General features: G+C 62.4%; 18 protein-coding genes. 7 read left to right on the top strand and 11 right to left on the bottom strand.

What is annotated here, in order from left to right; all coding sequences use genetic code 11:
- Nucleotides 1-11 precede the first annotated feature (11 nt).
- Nucleotides 12-1253 carry an efflux RND transporter periplasmic adaptor subunit gene (locus N4T19_RS04205; RefSeq protein WP_260719542.1) on the bottom strand — a complete coding sequence of 414 codons (1242 nt, stop codon included), beginning with the start codon at nucleotides 1251-1253 and terminating at the stop codon, nucleotides 12-14.
- A 292-nt stretch (nucleotides 1254-1545) separates the two neighbouring features.
- On the opposite strand from N4T19_RS04205, the gene N4T19_RS04200 reads away from it, so the two are divergent.
- From N4T19_RS04200 to N4T19_RS04190, 3 genes are all read left to right on the top strand, one after another.
- Nucleotides 1546-1950: a sirohydrochlorin chelatase gene (locus N4T19_RS04200; RefSeq protein ID WP_116925621.1), complete on the top strand. Its 405-nt coding sequence runs from the start codon at nucleotides 1546-1548 to the stop codon at nucleotides 1948-1950.
- 170 nt (nucleotides 1951-2120) lie between these two features.
- On the top strand, nucleotides 2121-3062 hold the full coding sequence (locus tag N4T19_RS04195) for a CysB family HTH-type transcriptional regulator (protein WP_116925620.1): 942 nt from the start codon (nucleotides 2121-2123) through the stop codon (nucleotides 3060-3062).
- 93 nt (nucleotides 3063-3155) lie between these two features.
- Nucleotides 3156-4319: a pyridoxal phosphate-dependent aminotransferase gene (locus tag N4T19_RS04190; RefSeq protein WP_116925619.1), complete on the top strand. Its 1164-nt coding sequence runs from the start codon at nucleotides 3156-3158 to the stop codon at nucleotides 4317-4319.
- 78 nt (nucleotides 4320-4397) lie between these two features.
- On the opposite strand, the gene rng is transcribed toward N4T19_RS04190, so the two are convergent.
- The 7 genes from rng to N4T19_RS04155 all read right to left on the bottom strand — a co-directional run bounded on the left by rng (nucleotide 4398) and on the right by N4T19_RS04155 (nucleotide 11177).
- Complete coding sequence (gene rng / locus N4T19_RS04185; RefSeq protein WP_182341233.1) at nucleotides 4398-5885, bottom strand: ribonuclease G; 1488 nt, start codon at nucleotides 5883-5885, stop codon at nucleotides 4398-4400.
- A 21-nt stretch (nucleotides 5886-5906) separates the two neighbouring features.
- Entirely contained in the window at nucleotides 5907-6521 is a 615-nt protein-coding gene (locus N4T19_RS04180; protein WP_116925762.1) for a Maf family protein, read from the bottom strand.
- A gap of 153 nt (nucleotides 6522-6674) precedes the next feature.
- On the bottom strand, nucleotides 6675-7142 hold the full coding sequence (rlmH, locus tag N4T19_RS04175; RefSeq protein WP_116925617.1) for a 23S rRNA (pseudouridine(1915)-N(3))-methyltransferase RlmH: 468 nt from the start codon (nucleotides 7140-7142) through the stop codon (nucleotides 6675-6677).
- Nucleotides 7143-7215: 73 nt separating this feature from the next.
- Entirely contained in the window at nucleotides 7216-7935 is a 720-nt protein-coding gene (gene rsfS, locus N4T19_RS04170; protein WP_116925616.1) for a ribosome silencing factor, read from the bottom strand.
- A 258-nt stretch (nucleotides 7936-8193) separates the two neighbouring features.
- Complete coding sequence (gene hemF, locus N4T19_RS04165; RefSeq protein ID WP_116925615.1) at nucleotides 8194-9129, bottom strand: oxygen-dependent coproporphyrinogen oxidase; 936 nt, start codon at nucleotides 9127-9129, stop codon at nucleotides 8194-8196.
- A 54-nt stretch (nucleotides 9130-9183) separates the two neighbouring features.
- Nucleotides 9184-10461 carry a phosphoribosylamine--glycine ligase gene (gene purD, locus N4T19_RS04160; RefSeq protein WP_116925614.1) on the bottom strand — a complete coding sequence of 426 codons (1278 nt, stop codon included), beginning with the start codon at nucleotides 10459-10461 and terminating at the stop codon, nucleotides 9184-9186.
- Complete coding sequence (locus N4T19_RS04155; RefSeq protein ID WP_116925613.1) at nucleotides 10458-11177, bottom strand: YebC/PmpR family DNA-binding transcriptional regulator; 720 nt, start codon at nucleotides 11175-11177, stop codon at nucleotides 10458-10460. Before N4T19_RS04155 ends, purD begins: the two co-directional genes overlap by 4 nt.
- A gap of 78 nt (nucleotides 11178-11255) precedes the next feature.
- On the opposite strand from N4T19_RS04155, the gene N4T19_RS04150 reads away from it, so the two are divergent.
- Nucleotides 11256-12776 (top strand): helicase HerA-like C-terminal domain-containing protein, encoded by a 1521-nt coding sequence (locus tag N4T19_RS04150; protein ID WP_260719541.1) that lies wholly within the window; start codon nucleotides 11256-11258, stop codon nucleotides 12774-12776.
- Between the two features lie 104 nt (nucleotides 12777-12880).
- Here N4T19_RS04150 and N4T19_RS04145 read toward each other — a convergent pair.
- The 3 genes from N4T19_RS04145 to N4T19_RS04135 form a co-directional block, all read right to left on the bottom strand.
- Nucleotides 12881-14256, bottom strand: a protein-coding gene (locus tag N4T19_RS04145; protein WP_260718296.1) for an IS3 family transposase whose coding sequence is annotated in 2 segments (ribosomal slippage) — nucleotides 12881-13767 and nucleotides 13767-14256 — 1377 coding nt in all. Because the reading frame shifts where the segments join, the coding sequence is not laid out codon by codon here.
- A gap of 86 nt (nucleotides 14257-14342) precedes the next feature.
- Nucleotides 14343-15119: an amino acid ABC transporter permease gene (locus tag N4T19_RS04140; RefSeq protein ID WP_116925610.1), complete on the bottom strand. Its 777-nt coding sequence runs from the start codon at nucleotides 15117-15119 to the stop codon at nucleotides 14343-14345.
- 65 nt (nucleotides 15120-15184) lie between these two features.
- Nucleotides 15185-15949 (bottom strand): basic amino acid ABC transporter substrate-binding protein, encoded by a 765-nt coding sequence (locus N4T19_RS04135; RefSeq protein WP_021028432.1) that lies wholly within the window; start codon nucleotides 15947-15949, stop codon nucleotides 15185-15187.
- 260 nt (nucleotides 15950-16209) lie between these two features.
- Here N4T19_RS04135 and N4T19_RS04130 point away from each other — a divergent pair, with 260 nt between their 5' ends.
- The 3 genes from N4T19_RS04130 (at nucleotide 16210) to N4T19_RS04120 (ending at nucleotide 18538) form a co-directional block, all read left to right on the top strand.
- Nucleotides 16210-17187, top strand: a complete 978-nt coding sequence (locus N4T19_RS04130) for a threo-3-hydroxy-L-aspartate ammonia-lyase (RefSeq protein WP_260719540.1) — start codon at nucleotides 16210-16212, stop codon at nucleotides 17185-17187.
- A 132-nt stretch (nucleotides 17188-17319) separates the two neighbouring features.
- Entirely contained in the window at nucleotides 17320-17952 is a 633-nt protein-coding gene (upp, locus tag N4T19_RS04125) for a uracil phosphoribosyltransferase (RefSeq protein ID WP_021028434.1), read from the top strand.
- 154 nt (nucleotides 17953-18106) lie between these two features.
- Nucleotides 18107-18538, top strand: a complete 432-nt coding sequence (locus N4T19_RS04120; protein ID WP_116925608.1) for a hypothetical protein — start codon at nucleotides 18107-18109, stop codon at nucleotides 18536-18538.
- Nucleotides 18539-18541: the final 3 nt, after the last annotated feature.

Raw genomic sequence — 18541 nt, 5'->3', positions numbered from 1 at the left:
TTCTGGGTGTCTTACTGGGCTGCTGCCGGCGCTGCGGCCTGGCCGGGAACGCGTCCCGGGCTGCGCACGCGCTCGGTCTGTGCCTTGAGGTCCACCTCGGCCACCCGCACCTTGTCACCGTCCTTGACGCGCTGGAAGCCATCGACCACCACGCGCTCACCGGACTTGAGCCCACTGCCCACCAGCCACTGGCTGCCCACAGCGCGGTCCAGTTGCAAGGTGCGCTTTTGCACCTTGTCCTCGGCGGTGACCACCAAGACGGTCGGCTTGCCGGTCAAATCGCGCACCACCGATTGCTGGGGCACGAGCAGCGCATCGGGCGCCACGGCCGTGGGCAGCAAGGCCTGCACATACATATTGGGCATCAGCACGCCATCGGGGTTGGGCACCTGCGCCCGCAAGGTGACCGTGCCCGTGGTGGCGCTGACAATCACGCCGGAGAACTTGAGCTTGGCCTCATGGCTGTATTCGGTGCCGTCATCGAGGCGGATGCGCACCGGAATCTGGTCGCCTTCGAGGCGTTGAAAGCGCCCCGCCTTCAGGTCGCGCTGCAGCTGCAGCATCTCGGTGCTCGATTGGGTGAAGTCCACATACATCGGATCGAGCTGCACCACGGTGGTGAGTGCCGTCGCCTGGTTGGCCGTGACCAGCGCACCGGGCGTGACGGCCGAGGTGCTGACCTTACCGCTGATGGGCGAGCTGATGCGGGTGTACTGCAGATTGATGCGCGCATTGTCCAGCGCGGCCTCGGCGACGGCCACATCGGAGGCGGTCTGCGCGACCAGCGCCTGGCTGTCATCAAACACCTGGCGGCTGATGGCATCGATCTTGACCAGCTCGCTGTTGCGCGCTGCGTTGCTACGCGCCGTCTGCGCCGTGGCCTTGGCTTTGGCCAGTGCCGCCTCGGCGCTGTTGACCGCGGCCCGCGCGGGCCGGTCATCGAGCTGGTAGAGCGCCTGACCGGCCTTGACCGAGGCACCTTCGGTGAACAGGCGCTTTTCGACAATGCCGTTGGCCTGGGGGCGAATCTCGGCAATCATGAAGGCATTGGTGCGGCCCGGCAGCTCGGCAGTCAGCTGCTGCGATGCGGATTGCACGGTGATGATGCCCACCTCCGGGGCCTGCGGCGCTGCAGCGGTGGGCGCAGGTTTGTCCGTGCAGGCAGTCAGCAGGCCCAGGGCTGCGACCACCGCGCCAACCCGGGCGAGCTGGCCAAACGTACAGGGGGAGGAAAGCTTTCCGACAGTTGCCAAAGATTGAAACGGTGCCAGAGACTGGCGCGAAAAATTGGAAACATCCGGCATCATCGGTTTTGGCTTCAGGTAGAGCAAACTACTATTTTTACAGCTAAATATGTAGGCAGTGTAAAGCGTTGCGCAGGATGGGCAGGTTTTTCGGACCTGGCCGCGCAAGCTGTACATTTTGCTACATGCGGTATCAGCGCGGGCGCCAATCGCGCCCATCCATGGGAAAGCGATAATGATCAAAGGTTCCAAGCTTTACAGCCGCAAACACCTTTCCACCTTAGACCACCACCATCGCCCCATGCCATCGCCCTCCTCTGCCACTGGCCTCATCCTGCTGTCTCACGGCTCCAAGGACCCCGTCTGGCGCCGCAATGCCGAACACCTGCTCGCCCAGGTGCAGCAAGCGCAACCGGCTGCTGCTGTGGCTTGCGCCTACCTGGACTGGTGCGAGCCGCCGCTCGGCCCCGCCGTGGCCCAGCTGCTGCAGTCGCATCCGCAGCTGACCCACATCACCATCTGGCCCCTGCTTTTTGGCGTGGGCAAGCATGCCAGCGAAGACATTCCCGCGCTGGTCGAGGAACTCGCCCCGCGCTACCCCCAGCTGCAGCTGCGCATCGCCCCGGCGATGGGCGAGGATGCTCGGGTCATCCAGCTGTTGGCGGACATGGCTGGCGGCTATCTGCAAGGCAAGCTGCAGGGCTAGTGGCCCGAGTCGCATCGCCGAACTATATGGGCCTAGACGCCACGCCTATGGCGATGCGCGGCAAGCGCGGCGTGCCAAAATTCCGCCCCGCCGCTTGGGTTTCTGTCTAAGGGCTGCTTTTAATATTCCAATCAAGCATAATGATGCACATTCATATTCCGCATCATTGTATGAACCTGCATCAGTTCCGCTTTGTGCAAGAGGCCGCGCGCCGCAACCTCAACCTGACCGAGGCGGCCAAGGCATTGCACACCTCGCAACCCGGCGTCTCCAAGGCCATCATCGAGCTGGAAGAGGAACTGGGCATCGACATCTTTGCACGCCACGGCAAGCGCCTCAAACGCATCACCGAACCGGGCCAGCAGGTGCTGCGCAGCATCGAGATCATCATGCGCGAGGTCGGCAACCTCAAGCGCATTGGCGACCAGTACAGCGCGCAGGACAGCGGCACCCTCTCCATCGCCACCACCCACACCCAGGCACGCTATGTGCTGCCCACCCCGGTGGCGCGTTTGCGTGAGCACTACCCCAAGGTGACGGTCAGCCTGCACCAGGCCACGCCCGCCGAAGTCGCGCGCATGGTGATCGATGAGCAGGCCGACCTGGGCATGGCCACCGAGTCGCTGGCCGACTACCCCGAGCTGGTGACCCTGCCCTGCTACGAATGGCAGCACGTGCTAGTCATGCCGCACCAGCACCCGCTGGCGCAAAAGGAACGCATCAACCTCGAAGACATTGCGGCCGAGCCCTTGATCACCTACCACCCCTCCTTCACCGGCCGGGGCAAGATCGATTCGGCGATGGCAGCCCGCCAGCTCACGCCCAAGATCGTGCTCGAAGCGATTGACTCCGACGTCATCAAGACCTATGTCCGCCTGGGCCTGGGCATTGGCATCGTGGCCGAGATGGCCATGCGCGATGACCCGATCAAGGACCTGGCCGTGCGGCCCATGGGTCACCTCTTTGGCGAGAGTGTGGCGCGCGTGGCCTTCAAGCGCGGCGCCTATATGCGCAATTTCGTCTACAAATTTGCCGAGCTGATCAGCGACCGTTTGAACCGTGATCTGATCGGCCGAGCGATGGTCGGCCATGTGGCTGACTACGAGCTCTGATCCGCAACCCTTTTCACCCCCATTTTTGATCGATGGATGCATGGTTCGCGGCCCCGCTGGCCGGCCGTGGTCTTGTGTCCCGCCCCGTCCACCATGTCCGCTTCTGCCCTGACCCCATCCTTCCCCAGCCGCCTGCCCAACGTGGGCACCACCATTTTCACCGTCATGTCGGCGCTCGCGACCGAGCACAAGGCCGTCAATCTGGGCCAGGGTTTCCCGGACTTTGGCTGTGATCCGGCTTTGATCGACAGCGTCAGCCGCGCCATGCAGGCCGGCCACAACCAGTACCCGCCAATGACCGGTGTGCCAGCCTTGCGCGAGGTGGTGGCCCAGAAAATCGAAGCGCTCTATGGCAAGCGCTATGACGCCAACAGCGAAATCACTGTCACCGCCGGTGCCACCCAGGCTATCCTCACCGTCATCCTCAGCTGCGTGAGCCCCGGCGATGAAGTCATCGTGCTGGACCCCTGCTATGACAGCTATGTGCCCAATATCGAGCTGGCTGGCGGCGTGCCGGTGCGCGTGCCGCTGACCCCCAAGACCTTCCGCCCTGATTTCGGCAAGATCGCAGCAGCCATCACGCCCAAGACGCGCCTGCTGCTGATCAACACGCCGCACAACCCCAGCGGCACCACCTGGACCGCGCAGGAGATGCAGCAGCTGCAAGATCTGCTGGCCCCGACCAACATCCTGCTCTTGGCCGATGAGGTTTACGAGCACATGGTGTTCGACGGCGAGCGCCATGAAAGCGCATCACGCTACCCGGGCCTGGCCGCGCGCGCCTATGTGGTCAGCAGCTTTGGCAAGACCTTCCATGTGACCGGTTGGAAGGTGGCCACCGTGGCCGCACCGGCGCCGCTGACGGCGGAATTTCGCAAGGTGCACCAGTTCAATGTCTTCACGGTCAACACCCCCATGCAGGTGGGGCTGGCCGAGTATTTGAAGGACCCCGCGCCCTACCTGAACCTGCCGGCCTTCTACCAAAAGAAGCGCGACCTGTTCCGCGCCGGCCTCGAAGGCTCGCGCCTCAAGCTCCTGCCCAGCTCAGGCACCTATTTCCAATGCGTGGATATCTCGGCCGTGACCGATGCCAGCGAAGCGGAGTTCTGCCAGCAACTGGTCAAGGACCTGGGCGTTGCAGCCATTCCTCTCTCCGCCTTTTATGGCGACGGCTTTGACCAGCAGGTGGTGCGCTTTTGCTACGCCAAAAAGGATGAAACGTTGCTGGCGGCGCTGGAGCGCCTGCGCAAGCTTTAAGCAGCCGTCCCATAGCAAAAGCCCGGCGAGAACCGATCTTGCCGGGCTTTTTGCTGGGTGGATGCAGCCGACTTGGAGCTACAGCAGCACGATGTCGTACTGGTCCGAACCATCCCGCCCTTCGGCCTGCAGCGAGATCGGCTTGCCGATGAAATCGGACAGGCCGGCCAGGTGCTGGCTCTCTTCGTCCAGCAGCATCTCGATCACCGGAGGGGCTGCGAGCACGCGGAACTCCTTGGGGTTGAACTGGCGTGCCTCGCGCAAAATCTCGCGCAGGATGTCGTAGCAGACGGTGCGCACGGTCTTGACTTCACCGACGCCATGGCAGACCGGGCACGAGGTGCAAAGCATATGCGCGAGGGACTCGCGCGTGCGCTTGCGCGTCATCTCTACCAGGCCCAGCTGGGAGAACTCGCCGCACATGGTCTTGACGCGATCGCGCTGCAGCTGCTTGCGCAGCTCATGCAGCACCTGCGCCTGGTGGTCCTCGTGCACCATGTCGATGAAGTCGACGATGATGATGCCGCCCAGGTTGCGCAACCGCAGCTGCCGGGCAATGGCATGGGCCGCTTCCAGGTTGGTCTTGAAGATAGTGTCGTCAAAATTGCGCGCACCCACATAGCCGCCGGTGTTCACGTCGACCGTGGTCAGGGCCTCGGTCTGGTCCACGATCAGGTAGCCGCCCGACTTGAGATCCACACGCCGGCCCAGCGCGCGGGCAATCTCCTCGTCAACCGAGTACAGGTCGAAGATCGGGCGCTCGCCCTTGTAGAGCTGCAGCTTGGGGAGCGCGGCGGGCATGAACTCCTGGCCAAACTGCTGCAGCAGCACAAACTGCTCGCGCGAATCGATGCGGATCGACTGGGTGTTTTCCGTGACCATGTCGCGCAGCACGCGCTGCATGAGGCTCAGGTCCTGGTGCAACAAGCTCTTGGCGGCTTGCTTGGCAGCGCTGTCCTTGATGCGCTTCCAGACCTTGCGCAGGTAGCTGATGTCCTCGGCCAGTTCCTCATCGCTGGAGTCCTCGCCATTGGTGCGCAGGATAAAACCGCCGCCCCCGCCGGTTTGCGCCGTGCCCACCAATGCCTGCAGGCGGGCGCGCAACGCATCACGTTCGTTCTGGGGGATTTTTTGCGAGACGCCGATATGGTCGTCCTGGGGCAGAAACACCAGCAGGCGCCCGGCCACGCTGATCTGGGTGGACAGCCGCGCGCCCTTGGTGCCGATCGGGTCCTTGATGACCTGCACCATGATCGACTGGCCTTCGAAGATCTGCTTTTCAATCGGTACCTGGGGCTCGCCCTTGCGCGCAAACATCGGCGCCAGGCCACCCTCCTGGCGCTGCCAGACATCGGCCACATGCAAGAACGCGGCGCGCTCCAGACCAATGTCGATAAAGGCCGATTGCATGCCGGGCAGCACGCGCGATATCTTGCCCAGGTAAACATTGCCTACGAGGCCTCGCTCCAGGGTGCGCTCGTGGTGCAGCTCCTGCACGGCGCCACCCTCAATGATGGCCACGCGCGTCTCCTGCGGCGCCCAATTGATCAAAATATCATTTTGCATAGAAGTCATTCTTAGAGGGCCTTAAATGGCAAACCCTGCAGCCCGCAGCACCTGGGCCGTCTCGAACACGGGCAGCCCCATGATGCCGGAATAACTGCCGCTGATCTTGGCAATATACGCTGCCGCCCGCCCCTGCACGCCATAGGCGCCCGCCTTGCCCATGGGCTCACCACTGGCAACATACGCCTCGATCTGCGCGGCATCGATAGGCGCAAACTGCACGCTGGAGACGGACAAGGCCGTCAAGCGCTTGCGCCCGCTTTGCAGGGCCACAGCGGTCAATACCCGGTGCGTCTTGCCGCTGAGTGCCTGCAGCATCTCGCTCGCTTGCTGCGGCGTCTCGGGCTTGCCCAGAATATGCCGGCCCAGCGACACCGTGGTGTCAGAGCACAGAATCGGTGCTGGGTCCAAGCCGCGCCGCTGCAGCCGGGCCAACGCGGCATCGAGCTTCAGCCCGGTCACGCGCTGCACATAGTCGGTGGCCGATTCGCGCGGCAGCACCTGCTCCAGCGCTTCGGGGTCCTGGGGTTCGGGATCGCCGTCCTGGGCCACCAGCAAGCGGTGGGCGATACCAATCTGTTCGAGCAGTTGACTGCGCCGCGGGGACTGTGACGCCAGGTAGACGAAGGGATGCATGGTGGGAAGCGAGGCCTTGATTTGAAAAAAGCGCCTGCGCCCATCAATCCAGCGCAAGCAGCTATTATTTTTGCAGCATAACGCATCCGGCAGCCCGCTGGCAAGCGGGGATATTGCCCTGCCCTCGCCCACCCGAGCGCAGGCGCTCTGGGCCTACTCGCGGTGGTAGGGGTGGCCGGCATTGACCGACCAGGCGCGGTAGAGCTGCTCGATCAGCAGCACCCGCACCATCGCATGGGGCAAGGTCATGTCCGAGAGGCGAATGCGCTCATGCGCAGCAGCCTTGAACTCGGGGTCCAGCCCATCGGGGCCACCAATGATCAGCGCCACATCGTCACCCTCGAGCTGCCAGCCCTTGACCCGCTGGGCCAGCGCCTTGGTGGTCAGGTTGGTGCCGCGCTCATCGAGCACCACAATGCGTGTGCCGCGCGGGATCGCCGCCTCGATGCGCTTGCGCTCGGCGGCGTACAGGGTCTCCACCGTCTTGGAGCCGCGCGGCTCGGTCTTGACCGCCTTGAGCTCCACCTTCAGCTCGGGCGGGAAGCGCTTGGCATAGTCGTCATAAGCGGTCTGCGCCCAATCGGGTACATGCTGGCCCACCGCAACAATGAAAATCTTCATGCGAAATCTCCAATGAAAAAGAGCTGTCCTGCTTGGCAGTACAGCTCTTTGCAACCCGCAGGTTGAGGGGGTGTTACTTGGCCTTGCTGGTCGCGCGCTTGGCCGCTGGCTTCTTGGCTGCAGGCTTGGCGACGGCCGACTTGGCTGCGGGCTTGCTGGCCTTGGGCTTGTTGACCACGACGGTCTTGACGGTGGCAGCAGCGCTGGTCTTCTTGGCCGCAGGCTTTTTGGCCACGGTGCCCGAGATCTTCTTGACCGCTGGCTTCTTCGCAGCGGTCTTCTTCACTGGTGCATCGGCAGCGCTGGCAGCAGCGGCAGGCTTGCGTGCAGCGGGCTTCTTCTTGCTGTCAGCAGCGGTGTCGGCAACGGCTTCTGGTTTGGCCTTGGCCGGCTTGGCGGTCTTGGGCTTGGCAGCGCCCAGCTTGACGCGCACGGGCGTGTCGCCCCACATCTCTTCGAGGCGGTAGTACTGGCGGATCATCGGCTGCATGATGTGGGCCACAACCGGGCCGCAGTCGACAATGATCCATTCGCCGTTGTCTTCGCCTTCGGTGCGTGGCTTGGGAAAGCCCGCTTCCTTGACGGCGTCCTTGACGCTGGCAGCCAAGGCCTTGGTCTGGCGGTTCGAGGTACCGGCAGCGACGATCACGCGCTCAAACAGCGGCGAGAGGTGCTCGGTATTGAAAACCTGGATATCTTGTGCTTTCACATCTTCCAGCCCGTCAACGATGGCACGCTGCAGCAATTGCACAGATTTCTTGGCAGTGGATTCGGATTTTTTGGCGGTGGTCATCAGTCGGTGATGGATGAAAGTGTTTGTACTATAGCGCGTGTTGCAGTTATTGTTGATCGCGTCAACACGCCGTGGCAAAAGGGCAAGGCCTTCAAGAGATACTGCCGCACAGCCTGCGATGGGGCATGAATACGGTCAGCGGAACGTCAATTATACGCAAGCTGCGCCAAATGGCGCCCTGGTAAGGCCTTGCAGTGCAGACGGCAGGCCCCGCCAGCCCTGCCACAAGTGGTGCCGGCGGACTGAGGCGGCCGGTGTTTACAGCCAATCACGCGGCTGCAAAAAGTCCGCAAGCAAACGCGCTTCGGGCGAGCCCTCTGGGTCCTGGCGCTGGTAGCTCCAGCTCGCCAGCGGCGGCATCGACAGCAGGATCGATTCCGTGCGCCCGCCCGACTGCAGGCCAAAGTGGGTGCCCCGGTCCCAGACCAGGTTGAACTCCACATAGCGCCCGCGCCGGTAGAGCTGGAACTCGCGCTCGCGCTCGCCATAGACCTCGTCCTTGCGGCGCTGCACGATGGGCACATAGGCCTTCAAAAAGGCATCGCCCACCGACTGCAGCATTGCAAAGCCGCCCTCAAAGCCCAGCTCGGAGAAGTCATCAAAAAAGATGCCGCCGATGCCGCGCGCTTCGTTGCGGTGCTTGAGGAAAAAATAGCTGTCACACCACTGCTTGAAGCGCGGGTACAGCTCGGCACCGAAGGGCGCTACCGCATCGTGGCAGACCTGGTGGAAATGCTGCGCATCCTGCGCAAACGGGTAGAACGGCGTCAGATCCATGCCGCCACCAAACCAGCAGGTGGCCGGCTGGCCGGGGTGGCCTGCGGCAATCATGCGCACATTCATGTGCACCGTGGGCACATAGGGGTTGCGCGGATGGAAGACCAGGGACACGCCCATGGCCGTGAAAGGAGCACCTGCCAGTTCCGGCCGGTGCTGGGTGGCCGAAGGCGGCAGCTGCGGGCCCCGCACTTGCGAGAAACCCACGCCTGCGCGCTCAAACACCGTGCCGCCTTCGAGGATCTTGGTCAGACCCTGGCCTTGCAGCTTTTCGCCAGGTGCCTTTTGCCAGGCGTCGGCCAGAAAGCGCACGGCGCTGCCCGCCTCCTGCTCCAGCGCCTCAACGGCCTCGGTGATCGAGGCCTGCAGCGACTGGAGATAGGCGGCCACCGCCAGGGCCTGGGTTCCAGCGTTCACTTGGTCAACGGACGAGGACAGCACGGGCCTGGCTCACTGTGGGCTTGTTGGCAGTCACTTGACCGCGCGGTAGCCGATGTCATGGCGGTATTGCGCGCCATCGAAATGCACCTGGGCGGCAGCGGCATACACGCGCTGCTGCGCCTGCTTGACGTTGTCGGCCAAGGCGGTCACGCACAGCACGCGGCCACCGCTGGTGACGGGCTTGCCATCCTGCACCGTGGTGCCGGCGTGAAAGACCATCACCTCTTCTTCATCCTCGGGCAGGCCGGTGATCACATCGCCCTTGCGGGGAGCGTCCGGGTAGCCATGGGCGGCCATCACCACACCCAGGGCCGTGCGGCGGTCCCACTGCAGCTCGATCTGGTCGAGCTTGCCATCGGTCGCAGCCTGCATCACATCGACCAGATCGCTCTTGAGGCGCATCATGATCGGCTGGGTCTCAGGGTCACCCATGCGGCAGTTGAACTCCAAGGTCTTGGGGTGCCCCGCCTTGTCGATCATCAGGCCCGCGTACAAGAAGCCGGTGTAGGGAATGCCGTCTTTTTCCATGCCACGGATGGTGGGCAGAATGATCTCGCGCATCGCGCGGGCATGCACATCGGCCGTCACCACCGGGGCGGGCGAGTAGGCACCCATGCCGCCGGTATTGGGGCCCTGGTCACCGTCTTTGAGGCGCTTGTGGTCCTGGCTGGTCGCCATGGCCGCCACGCTCTTGCCGTCGCACAGCACGATGAAGCTGGCCTCTTCGCCGTCGAGGAACTCCTCGATCACCACACGGGCGCCGCCGTCGTTATGGGCAACGCCGTACTTGTTGTCCACCAGCATGAAGTCCACGGCATCGTGCGCTTCCTGGGCCGTGGTAGCCACCACCACACCCTTGCCGGCGGCCAGGCCGTCGGCCTTGACGACGATGGGCGCGCCCAGCTTGTCGATGTAGGCATGGGCCGCCACCGGATCGCTGAAGGTCTCGTACTGCGCCGTCGGGATGCCATGGCGCGCCATGAAATCCTTGGAAAAAGCCTTGGAGCTCTCCAGCTGTGCAGCGGCCTTGGTCGGGCCAAAGATCTTCATGCCGTGCGCGCGGAACTCGTCGACCACGCCGGCGGCCAAAGGCGCCTCGGGGCCCACCACGGACAGCTGCACACCGTTGTCCTGCGCCCATTCGCGCAGTTGGACCACATCGGTGATCGGCAGGTTTTCTAGACGCTTGTCGCGTGCGGTGCCTGCGTTACCCGGGGCTACATAGACCTTGGAGACCTTGGGCGATTGCGCCAACTTCCAGGCCATTGCGTGTTCACGGCCGCCGCCACCAATCACAAGTACCTTCATAGCGCCGCGTTATGGTAAACATCTTGAACATCATCCAGATCTTCCAATGCGTCCAGCAATTTTTGCATCTTGGCCGCACCTTCCTCATCCAGATCTACGGTATTTTCGGGGCGCATCGTCACCTCGGCCACTTCGGGCTTGAAGCCCGCTGCCTCCAGCGCATTGCGCACCGCTTCGAATTCTGACGGGGGCGTCAGCACTTCGACGGCGCCCTCCTCGTCGGTGATCACATCCTCGGCGCCCGCATCGAGCGCCACTTCCATGATCTTGTCCTCGTCGGCACCGGGGGCGAACACCAGCTGCCCCAGGTTGCGGAACTGGAAGGACACCGAGCCTTCGGTGCCCATGTTGCCGCCGTGCTTGCTGAACGCATGGCGCACATCGGCCACCGTGCGCACGCGGTTGTCCGTCATGGTGTCAACAATGATGGCCGCGCCACCGATGCCATAGCCTTCGTAGCGGATTTCCTCGTAGGTCACCCCCTCGAGGTTGCCGGTGGCCTTGTCGATGTTGCGCTTGATGTTGTCGGCCGGCATGTTGGCCGCCTTGGCCTTGTCGATCGCCAGACGCAGGCGCGGGTTGGCGCTCAAATCCGCACCGCCCTGCCGCGCAGCGACCATAATTTCACGAATGATACGGGTCCATACCTTGCCGCGTTTTTCGTCCTGACGACCCTTGCGGTGTTGAATATTGGCCCATTTGCTGTGTCCTGCCACAGAATTTCCTTTGCTATTGTTTTATCTAGCTAGACTGCGATTTTACTTTTGACTTTGATGCTGGAGAGGAAACCTACGATGGCTGAACCCCTACTGGTTGCCAAAAATGGCACAACGGAGTGTTTTTTACTTCCCGGCCTCGCCAACCGCCACGGGCTGATCACCGGCGCGACCGGCACGGGCAAGACTGTAACCCTTCAGACATTGGCCGAGGGATTCTCGGGCATTGGCGTGCCGGTGTTCATGGCCGATATCAAGGGCGATTTGACCGGCATCAGCCAGGTAGGCCAGATTGGCGGCAAGCTCGCTGCCACCTTGCAAGACCGTGGTATTGACCTGCCCACGCCCAAGGCCTGCCCCACCACCTTGTGGGATGTGTTTGGCGAGCAAGGCCACCCGGTGCGCGCCACCATCTCGGACATGGGCCCGCTGCTGCTGGGCCGCATGCTGGACCTGAACGACACGCAGATGGGCGTGCTCAACCTGGTCTTCAAGATCGCCGATGACAACGGCATGCTGCTGCTGGACCTGAAGGACCTGCGCGCCATGCTCTCCTATGTGGGTGAGAACGCCAAGCAGTTCACCACCGACTACGGCAACATCAGCTCGGCCAGCGTGGGCGCCATCCAGCGCGGCCTGTTGCAGGTCGAGCAGCAAGGCGGCAGCAACTTCTTTGGCGAGCCCATGCTCAACATCGACGACATGATGCAGACCGTGGGCACGCAAGGGGTGATCAACATCCTGGCGGCCGGCAAGCTGATGAATTCGCCACGCCTGTATTCCACCTTTTTGCTGTGGATGCTGTCCGATCTGTACGAGAAACTGCCGGAAATTGGTGACCCCGACAAGCCCAAGCTGGTGTTTTTCTTTGACGAAGCCCACCTCTTGTTCAATGACGCACCCAAGGTGCTGCAAGAGCGCATTGAGCTGGTGGTGCGCCTGGTGCGCTCCAAAGGCGTGGGCGTGTATTTCGTCACGCAAAACCCGCTGGATATTCCCGACAGCGTGCTCGCCCAGCTGGGCAACCGCGTGCAGCATGCGCTGCGCGCCTTCACGCCGCGCGACCAGAAAGCCGTCAAGGCCACCGCAACCACGATGCGCGCCAACCCGGGCTTGAACATCGAAGCGGCCATCACCGAACTGGCAGTGGGCGAGGCGCTTGTGAGCTTTCTCGACGAAAAAGGCCGCCCCAGCGTGACCGAGCGCGTCTATGTGCTGCCGCCCGGCAGCCAGATCGGCCCCATCAGCACCGAGCAGCGCCAGGCCTTGCTGAAAAATTCGCTGGTCGCTGGCGTCTATGACGCGCCGGTGGACCGTGAGTCGGCCTACGAGATCCTGAAGGCACGAGCCGGACAGGCCACGGCAGAGCAAGGCGGCAAGGCCGGTGCAGGCACAGCAGGTGGTGCCGCAGCCCCAGAGGAAGGCGGCCTGATGGGCAGCATCAACGACATCCTGTTTGGCACCACCGGTCCGCGCGGCGGCAAGAAGGACGGCATCGTGCAGTCCATGGCCAAATCCACCGCCCGCTCCTTTGGCACCAAGCTGGGCAACCAGATTCTGCGCGGCGTGCTGGGCAGCATCATGGGTGGCAAAAAATAAAACTGCCCGCCTGTGTGACCTGGCAAACCTGGCAGGCCTTACAGGGCGCAGGCAAAGAAAAAGCCGGCAATTGAACTGACCCCAAGAAGTTGGACAGTTGGAAGCTAGGGACTGAAGGCCTGAATCCGGTATTGCACCGGACTCAGGCCTTTTAGTTTTAGCTTGATGCGTTGGTGATTGTAGTAATGGATGTAGTGGTGAAGACCTTCTTGAAGCTGCGCCACACTGCTGAACTTGTTGAGGTGGAAGAACTCGGACTTCAAGGTTCCGAAGAAGCTCTCCATCGCTGCGTTATCCAAGCAATTGCCCCGACGTGACATGCTTTGCACCAGGCCATGATCGGCCAGCAAGCGGCGATAGGCACGACTTTGGTACTGCCAGCCCTGGTCGGAATGCAGCAATGGTTTTTCCTCCCTGCCCAGCTTGCCTAGCGCCTTGCGCAACATGTCACCCACCATCTTCAAGCGCGGTTGCGTATTCATCTGATAGCTCACCACCTCGCCGTTGAATAGATCCATGACAGGCGACAGGTATAGCTTTTTACCCAAGACGTTGAACTCTGTCACGTCCGTCACCCATTTCTGGTTAGGCTGCTCGGCCATGAACTGGCGCTGCAACACATTGGCCACGCCCGCGTGCTGCCCGGCGCGATAGGAGCGATATTTCTTGGGCCGAACCAGGGACTTCATCCCCATTACCTGCATCAGGCGCTGCACGCTCTTGTGGTTCACATGACAGCCATTGCGCTTGAGTTCAAGCGCAATGCGCCGATAGCCATAGCGTCCTTTGTGAAGCTCGTAGACAGATCGGATCTGAGCCTTGAGCTCAGCGTATTTGTCGCCTCTCCTGTGCACTTGAGCCTGGTAATAGAAGGTGCTGCGCGCCAGCTTACCTGCCCGCAGCAAGTCCTTGAGGTCGTGATCTGGCCTTAGCTCAAGCACTATCCGCGCTTTTTCTGCGCAGCTTGTTTTTTCGCCTGAACCAAGGCCTCCAATTTTTTTAGGTACGCCACCTCCGCGCGCAGGTACTTCACCTCTTTGAGCAAATCTGCGTGCGAACGCGTGTCGTCCGCAGACATAACTGCTTGTGCCTGTGCGGGCTTGGCTGTGGGTGGGTTTGGCATCTTCTTGGAGCGTCCTCTTGGCCGGGGTGCAAGTGCTTGCGGCCCACCGTCATGATATTGCAGCTCCCAGGCGCTGATGACACCCGTGCCACCCCGGATATCAAACAAGGTAATCGTCTCTCGTGCAGACAGATCATCTCGCCACATCCGCTGCAACACTGCCAGTTTGAAGTCAGCGCTGTAGCGACTGAACTTCTTGCGCAACCCTGATAGGCCATGCTGCTGGTAGCTCTTTACCCAACGTCGCACTGTCGCTTGGTCGAGACCGTGAGCATGGGCCAGTGCTCTGAACCCATGCTGCCCCTGCACGTAGCCCTGGACAACTTCCAGCTTGTAACTCTCGTCGTACTTCGCCATGAAAAACACCCCAAAGGTTGGATGGATGTCCAACTTTTGGGGTGCAGTTCAAATGCCGGCTTTTTTTTCGCTTATGCGCTGCGCAGTCAAGTGCGATCGGTGCGTGCCAGGTGGTTTTCCAGTGCCCGCAGGCCCAGGGTCAGCATAAAGGTCATCAGCCAATAGGCGAGCGCCACAGCGAGGTAGGGCTCCCAGTAGCGGCCATAGGCGCCGGCCACGGTGCGCGCGGCATAGGCCATCTCGGCCAGGCCGATGGCCGAGACCAACGAGGTGTCCTTGAGCAACGAGATCATGTTGTTGCCCAGCGGCGGCAGCATGCGGCGAAAGGCCTGCGGAATCACCACATAGCGCATCATCTGGCCATGCGTCATGCCCAGCGACATGCCCGCCTGCTTCTGGCCCATCGCAATCGACTGGATGCCGGCGCGGAACACTTCGGAGATATAGGCCGCCGAGTTCAGCGTCAAGGCCACGACCCCCGACATCAGCGCGCCATGGTCCTGCTTGAGCGTGCGCGCCAGGTCACCGCTGATGAACAGCCCGTTGACCGGGTGCACGAACAAGGGCATCACGGCAAAATGCATCAGCAAGATCTGCACAAAGAGCGGCGTGCCCCGGAAAAAGCTGACATAGGCCGTCGATGGCCAGCGCAGCAGGTATTTGCACACGCCCTTCCAGGGCTGGTGGCGCGTGTCGGCCAGGCGTGCCAGGGCCAGCATCAGGCCCAGCGCGCAACCCATGATCACGCAGGCCACCGTCATGCCGATGGTGACCATGGCACCCTGCCAAAACATCTGCTTGTATTCCACCAGGATATCGGGGCGGAACCAGCCGAACCACTCTACGGGGGTGTTGTTGTCCATCAATCCATTCCTTCAAACAAAATGACGGCCACAGGGCCGTCATTGCAACTGCGCCAAGCCTTGCCTTATTGGGGCTTGTAGTCCTGGTTGAACCACTTCTTGTAGATCACGTTGTAGCTGCCATCGGCGCGGATGGCGGCCAGGCCGGCGTTGATCTTGTCTTGCAGGGCCTTGTCGCCCTTGCGCACGACGATGCCGAAATGCTCCTTGGGGAAGCTCGCATCATCGACAGTCTTGAGCGCCGGGTACTGCGAGACGCGGTAGGCGATGACGCCGTTGTCGCCAATCGCCGCATCGACGCCGCCGGCGGCCAGCTCGGAGATGATCAGCGGTGTGCTCTCGAAGCGGCGGATATTGGCGCTGGTCTTGCCCACTTCGCGGCTCATCACATCGTCACCGGTCGAGCCGCTGACCACCGACACCTTCTTGTCCTTGAGGTCCTTGAGCGAGGCCACCGTGCTGTCCTTGGGTACGGCAATCAGCTGGCGGGCATCAAAGTAAGGCTGGGAGAAATCAAAGCTCTGCTTGCGCTTGTCGTTGATGGTCACGCCGGAGATGACAAAGTCCACATCGCCATTGTTGAGCGAGGCAAAGATGCTGCTGAACGGTGTGTTGACGATGCGCAGCTTCATGCCCTGCTGCTTGGCGATGGCATTGACGATGTCGATATCAAAACCCACGATTTGCTTGTCTTTGTTCTCGAACGCAAAAGGTGCGTAGGTCGCGCTCGAGGCCACCACGAGATCACGGCCCTGCGCTTGCGCCGCGCCCGCTGCCAACACCGAGACCGCTGCGGCACCGATGGCCAGCGCAAATTTTTTGTTCCACATACCCCAACCTTTAGCAACATAAGCCGATACAAGCGGCCGATTATACGTAAACGCCTATAGGCAACGGTGGTTACAGCCTGCCCGCCAGCGTTGCGCACAAGCTTGTCTGCCAGCCTCGCGAGCCAGGTGTCGGGCGCCGCAGCGACCCGCAGCGCTGCATGCAGCCTGCAGCACCCCCAAGGCGGACCACCAGAGCGACACCAAACCGCCAAAAAGCCACTACCATGAATCCCTCGATGCCTCTGCCACCCTGATCGACCATGAACGCCACCGCCACCCCGCTCCCCACTTTTGACGATGTGCAGGCCGCTGCCCAGCGCCTGCAGGGCGTTGCCCACCGCACGCCGGTCCTGCGCTCGTCCACCCTCGACAAATTGACGGGGGCAGCGTTCTTCTTCAAGTGCGAGAACTACCAGCGCATGGGCGCCTTCAAGTTTCGGGGCGGCTACAACGCGCTGGCCCAGTTCTCGCCGCAGCAGGCGCAGCGCGGCGCGCTGGCCTTTTCGTCGGGCAACCATGCGCAGGCGATTGCGCTGTCGGCCCGCATCCTGGGCATGCCCGCGGCCATCGTGATGCCCGAAGACGCCCCGGCGGCCAAGCTCGATGCCACGCGCGGCTATGGCGCCGAGGTCATCACCTATGACCGTTTTAGCGAAGACCGCGAGGCGATCAGCCAGCGCATTGCCCAGGAGCGTGGCATGACCCTGGTGCCGCCCTACAACCATGCCGATGTGATTGCCGGCCAAGGCACCAGCGCGATGGAACTGTTCCAGGACGTGCCCCAGCTCGACTACCTGTTTGTCTGCCTGGGCGGCGGCGGACTGCTGTCGGGCTGCCTGCTGTCGGCCAAGGCCATGGCACCCCAGTGCAAGGTCTATGGCGTGGAGCCGGAGGCCGGCAATGATGCCCAGCAATCGCTGCGCAAGAGTGAGATCGTCAAGATCGCCACGCCCCGCACGATTGCCGATGGCGCGCAGACCCAGGCACTGGGCGACCTGACCTATGCGATCATCCGCCGCGATGTGACCGACATCGTCACCGCCAGTGACCCGCAGCTGGTGGACTGCATGCGTTTTTATGCCGAGCGCATGAAGATGGTGGTCGAGCCCACCGGCGCGCTGAGCCTGGCCGGGGCCCGCTTTGGCGGCGTCGATCTGCAGGGCGCCCGCGTGGGCGTGCTGATCAGCGGCGGCAATGTGGACCTGGGCCGCTACGCGCAATTGCTGGGCAGCGCCTGAGCGGCGAATAGCGGCGATTGGCGACGATGGGCCCTGCAAAAGCCTACCATTCGGTAAATATATTCACCGGCAGCGCACGGCCACAGAGCGGCACTGCTACCATTGCGGCCAAAAATGACATTGGCAACTACCATGAGCACCGTTCACCTCATCGACCACCCGCTGGTCCAGCACAAACTCACCCTGATGCGCCGCAAGGAAGCATCGACCAACAGCTTTCGCCGCATGCTCGGCGAGCTGTCCACCCTGATGGCCTATGAGATTACGCGCGACTTCCCGCTGCAGGATCTTGAGATCGAAACCCCGATGGAAAAGATGGTCGGCAAGGTCATCGATGGCAAGAAGCTGGCCCTGGTCTCCATCCTGCGCGCGGGCAATGGCTTTCTCGACGGCATGCTCAACGTGGTGCCCGGCGCCCGTATCGGCCACATCGGCCTCTACCGTGACCCCGAAACGCTGCAACCCGTCGAGTACTACTTCAAGATGCCCGACAACATGGGCGAGCGCGATGTGATCGTTGTCGACCCGATGCTGGCCACCGGCAACTCGGCCGCCGCCGCCGTGCAGCAGCTCAAGGACAAGTGCCAGCCCAAGTCGATCAAGTTCATGTGCCTGCTCGCAGCCCCTGAAGGCATCAAGACCATGCAGGCCGCCCACCCCGATGTGGACATCTACACGGCCGCCGTGGACCGCCAGCTCAACGACCACGGCTACATCCTGCCGGGCCTGGGCGACGCGGGCGACCGCATCTTCGGCACCAAGTAAGCCCAGCCACACCGCCTGCCCACCGCGCGCTGGGCATGCGAGGTCCGACGACGCCGCAGCTTGCCCATGGCAGGGCGTAGGACAAATCGCACACCCAACACGCAGCAGCTTTGGTTAAATGGGCTTCGGGGCATCATTGCCGGGAGACCACACCATGAGCTACCATCTGCTGGTTTTTGCGCCCACTGCCGCGCCCAAGGAGGCGTCGGCCTTTGGTCTCTGGTTCCAGGCGCAGACCGAATGGCCTGAGCACCATGACTATGAGGACCCGGCCGTCGCCACCTTGTCGCTCAAAGCCTGGTGCCTAGATATGATGCAGCGCTTTCCCCCCCGGTCAGGCCCTTACCGGGAAGAACTCCCACCCGAAGACAAAAGTCTGCTCGCCGACTACAGCATTGGCCGCAATATAGTTTTTGTGGCCGTGCAGCCGTCGCAGGCCAAGGCCGCACTGCAATTGGCGCGTGCGCTGGCAGCGCAGCACTGCGTGGGCCTGTACGAGGCCAGCGCATCGCCAGCCGCCGTGCGCCTGCCCGATGGCAACAATGGCTTGCAGGCGGCGTTTGACTGCAAGCCGGACATGGGCTGAGCA

The organism is Comamonas squillarum (assembly GCF_025309455.1).
Taxonomy (GTDB): Bacteria; Pseudomonadota; Gammaproteobacteria; order Burkholderiales; family Burkholderiaceae_C; genus Comamonas; species Comamonas squillarum.
Note: the sequence above shows the minus strand (reverse complement) of the source record. Positions and strands in the feature narration are given on the sequence as shown.

Coding starts and splice junctions, on each gene's coding strand:
- N4T19_RS04200 (WP_116925621.1), top strand. CDS start 1,546: ATGCCATCGCCCTCCTCTGCCACTGGCCTCATCCTGCTGTCTCACGGC.
- N4T19_RS04120 (WP_116925608.1), top strand. CDS start 18,107: ATGAGCTACCATCTGCTGGTTTTTGCGCCCACTGCCGCGCCCAAGGAG.
- N4T19_RS04190 (WP_116925619.1), top strand. CDS start 3,156: ATGTCCGCTTCTGCCCTGACCCCATCCTTCCCCAGCCGCCTGCCCAAC.
- upp (WP_021028434.1), top strand. CDS start 17,320: ATGAGCACCGTTCACCTCATCGACCACCCGCTGGTCCAGCACAAACTC.
- N4T19_RS04195 (WP_116925620.1), top strand. CDS start 2,121: ATGAACCTGCATCAGTTCCGCTTTGTGCAAGAGGCCGCGCGCCGCAAC.
- N4T19_RS04140 (WP_116925610.1), bottom strand. CDS start 15,119: ATGGACAACAACACCCCCGTAGAGTGGTTCGGCTGGTTCCGCCCCGAT.
- purD (WP_116925614.1), bottom strand. CDS start 10,461: ATGAAGGTACTTGTGATTGGTGGCGGCGGCCGTGAACACGCAATGGCC.
- rlmH (WP_116925617.1), bottom strand. CDS start 7,142: ATGAAGATTTTCATTGTTGCGGTGGGCCAGCATGTACCCGATTGGGCG.
- N4T19_RS04150 (WP_260719541.1), top strand. CDS start 11,256: ATGGCTGAACCCCTACTGGTTGCCAAAAATGGCACAACGGAGTGTTTT.
- N4T19_RS04130 (WP_260719540.1), top strand. CDS start 16,210: ATGAACGCCACCGCCACCCCGCTCCCCACTTTTGACGATGTGCAGGCC.
- N4T19_RS04135 (WP_021028432.1), bottom strand. CDS start 15,949: ATGTGGAACAAAAAATTTGCGCTGGCCATCGGTGCCGCAGCGGTCTCG.
- rng (WP_182341233.1), bottom strand. CDS start 5,885: ATGCAAAATGATATTTTGATCAATTGGGCGCCGCAGGAGACGCGCGTG.
- rsfS (WP_116925616.1), bottom strand. CDS start 7,935: ATGACCACCGCCAAAAAATCCGAATCCACTGCCAAGAAATCTGTGCAA.
- N4T19_RS04180 (WP_116925762.1), bottom strand. CDS start 6,521: ATGCATCCCTTCGTCTACCTGGCGTCACAGTCCCCGCGGCGCAGTCAA.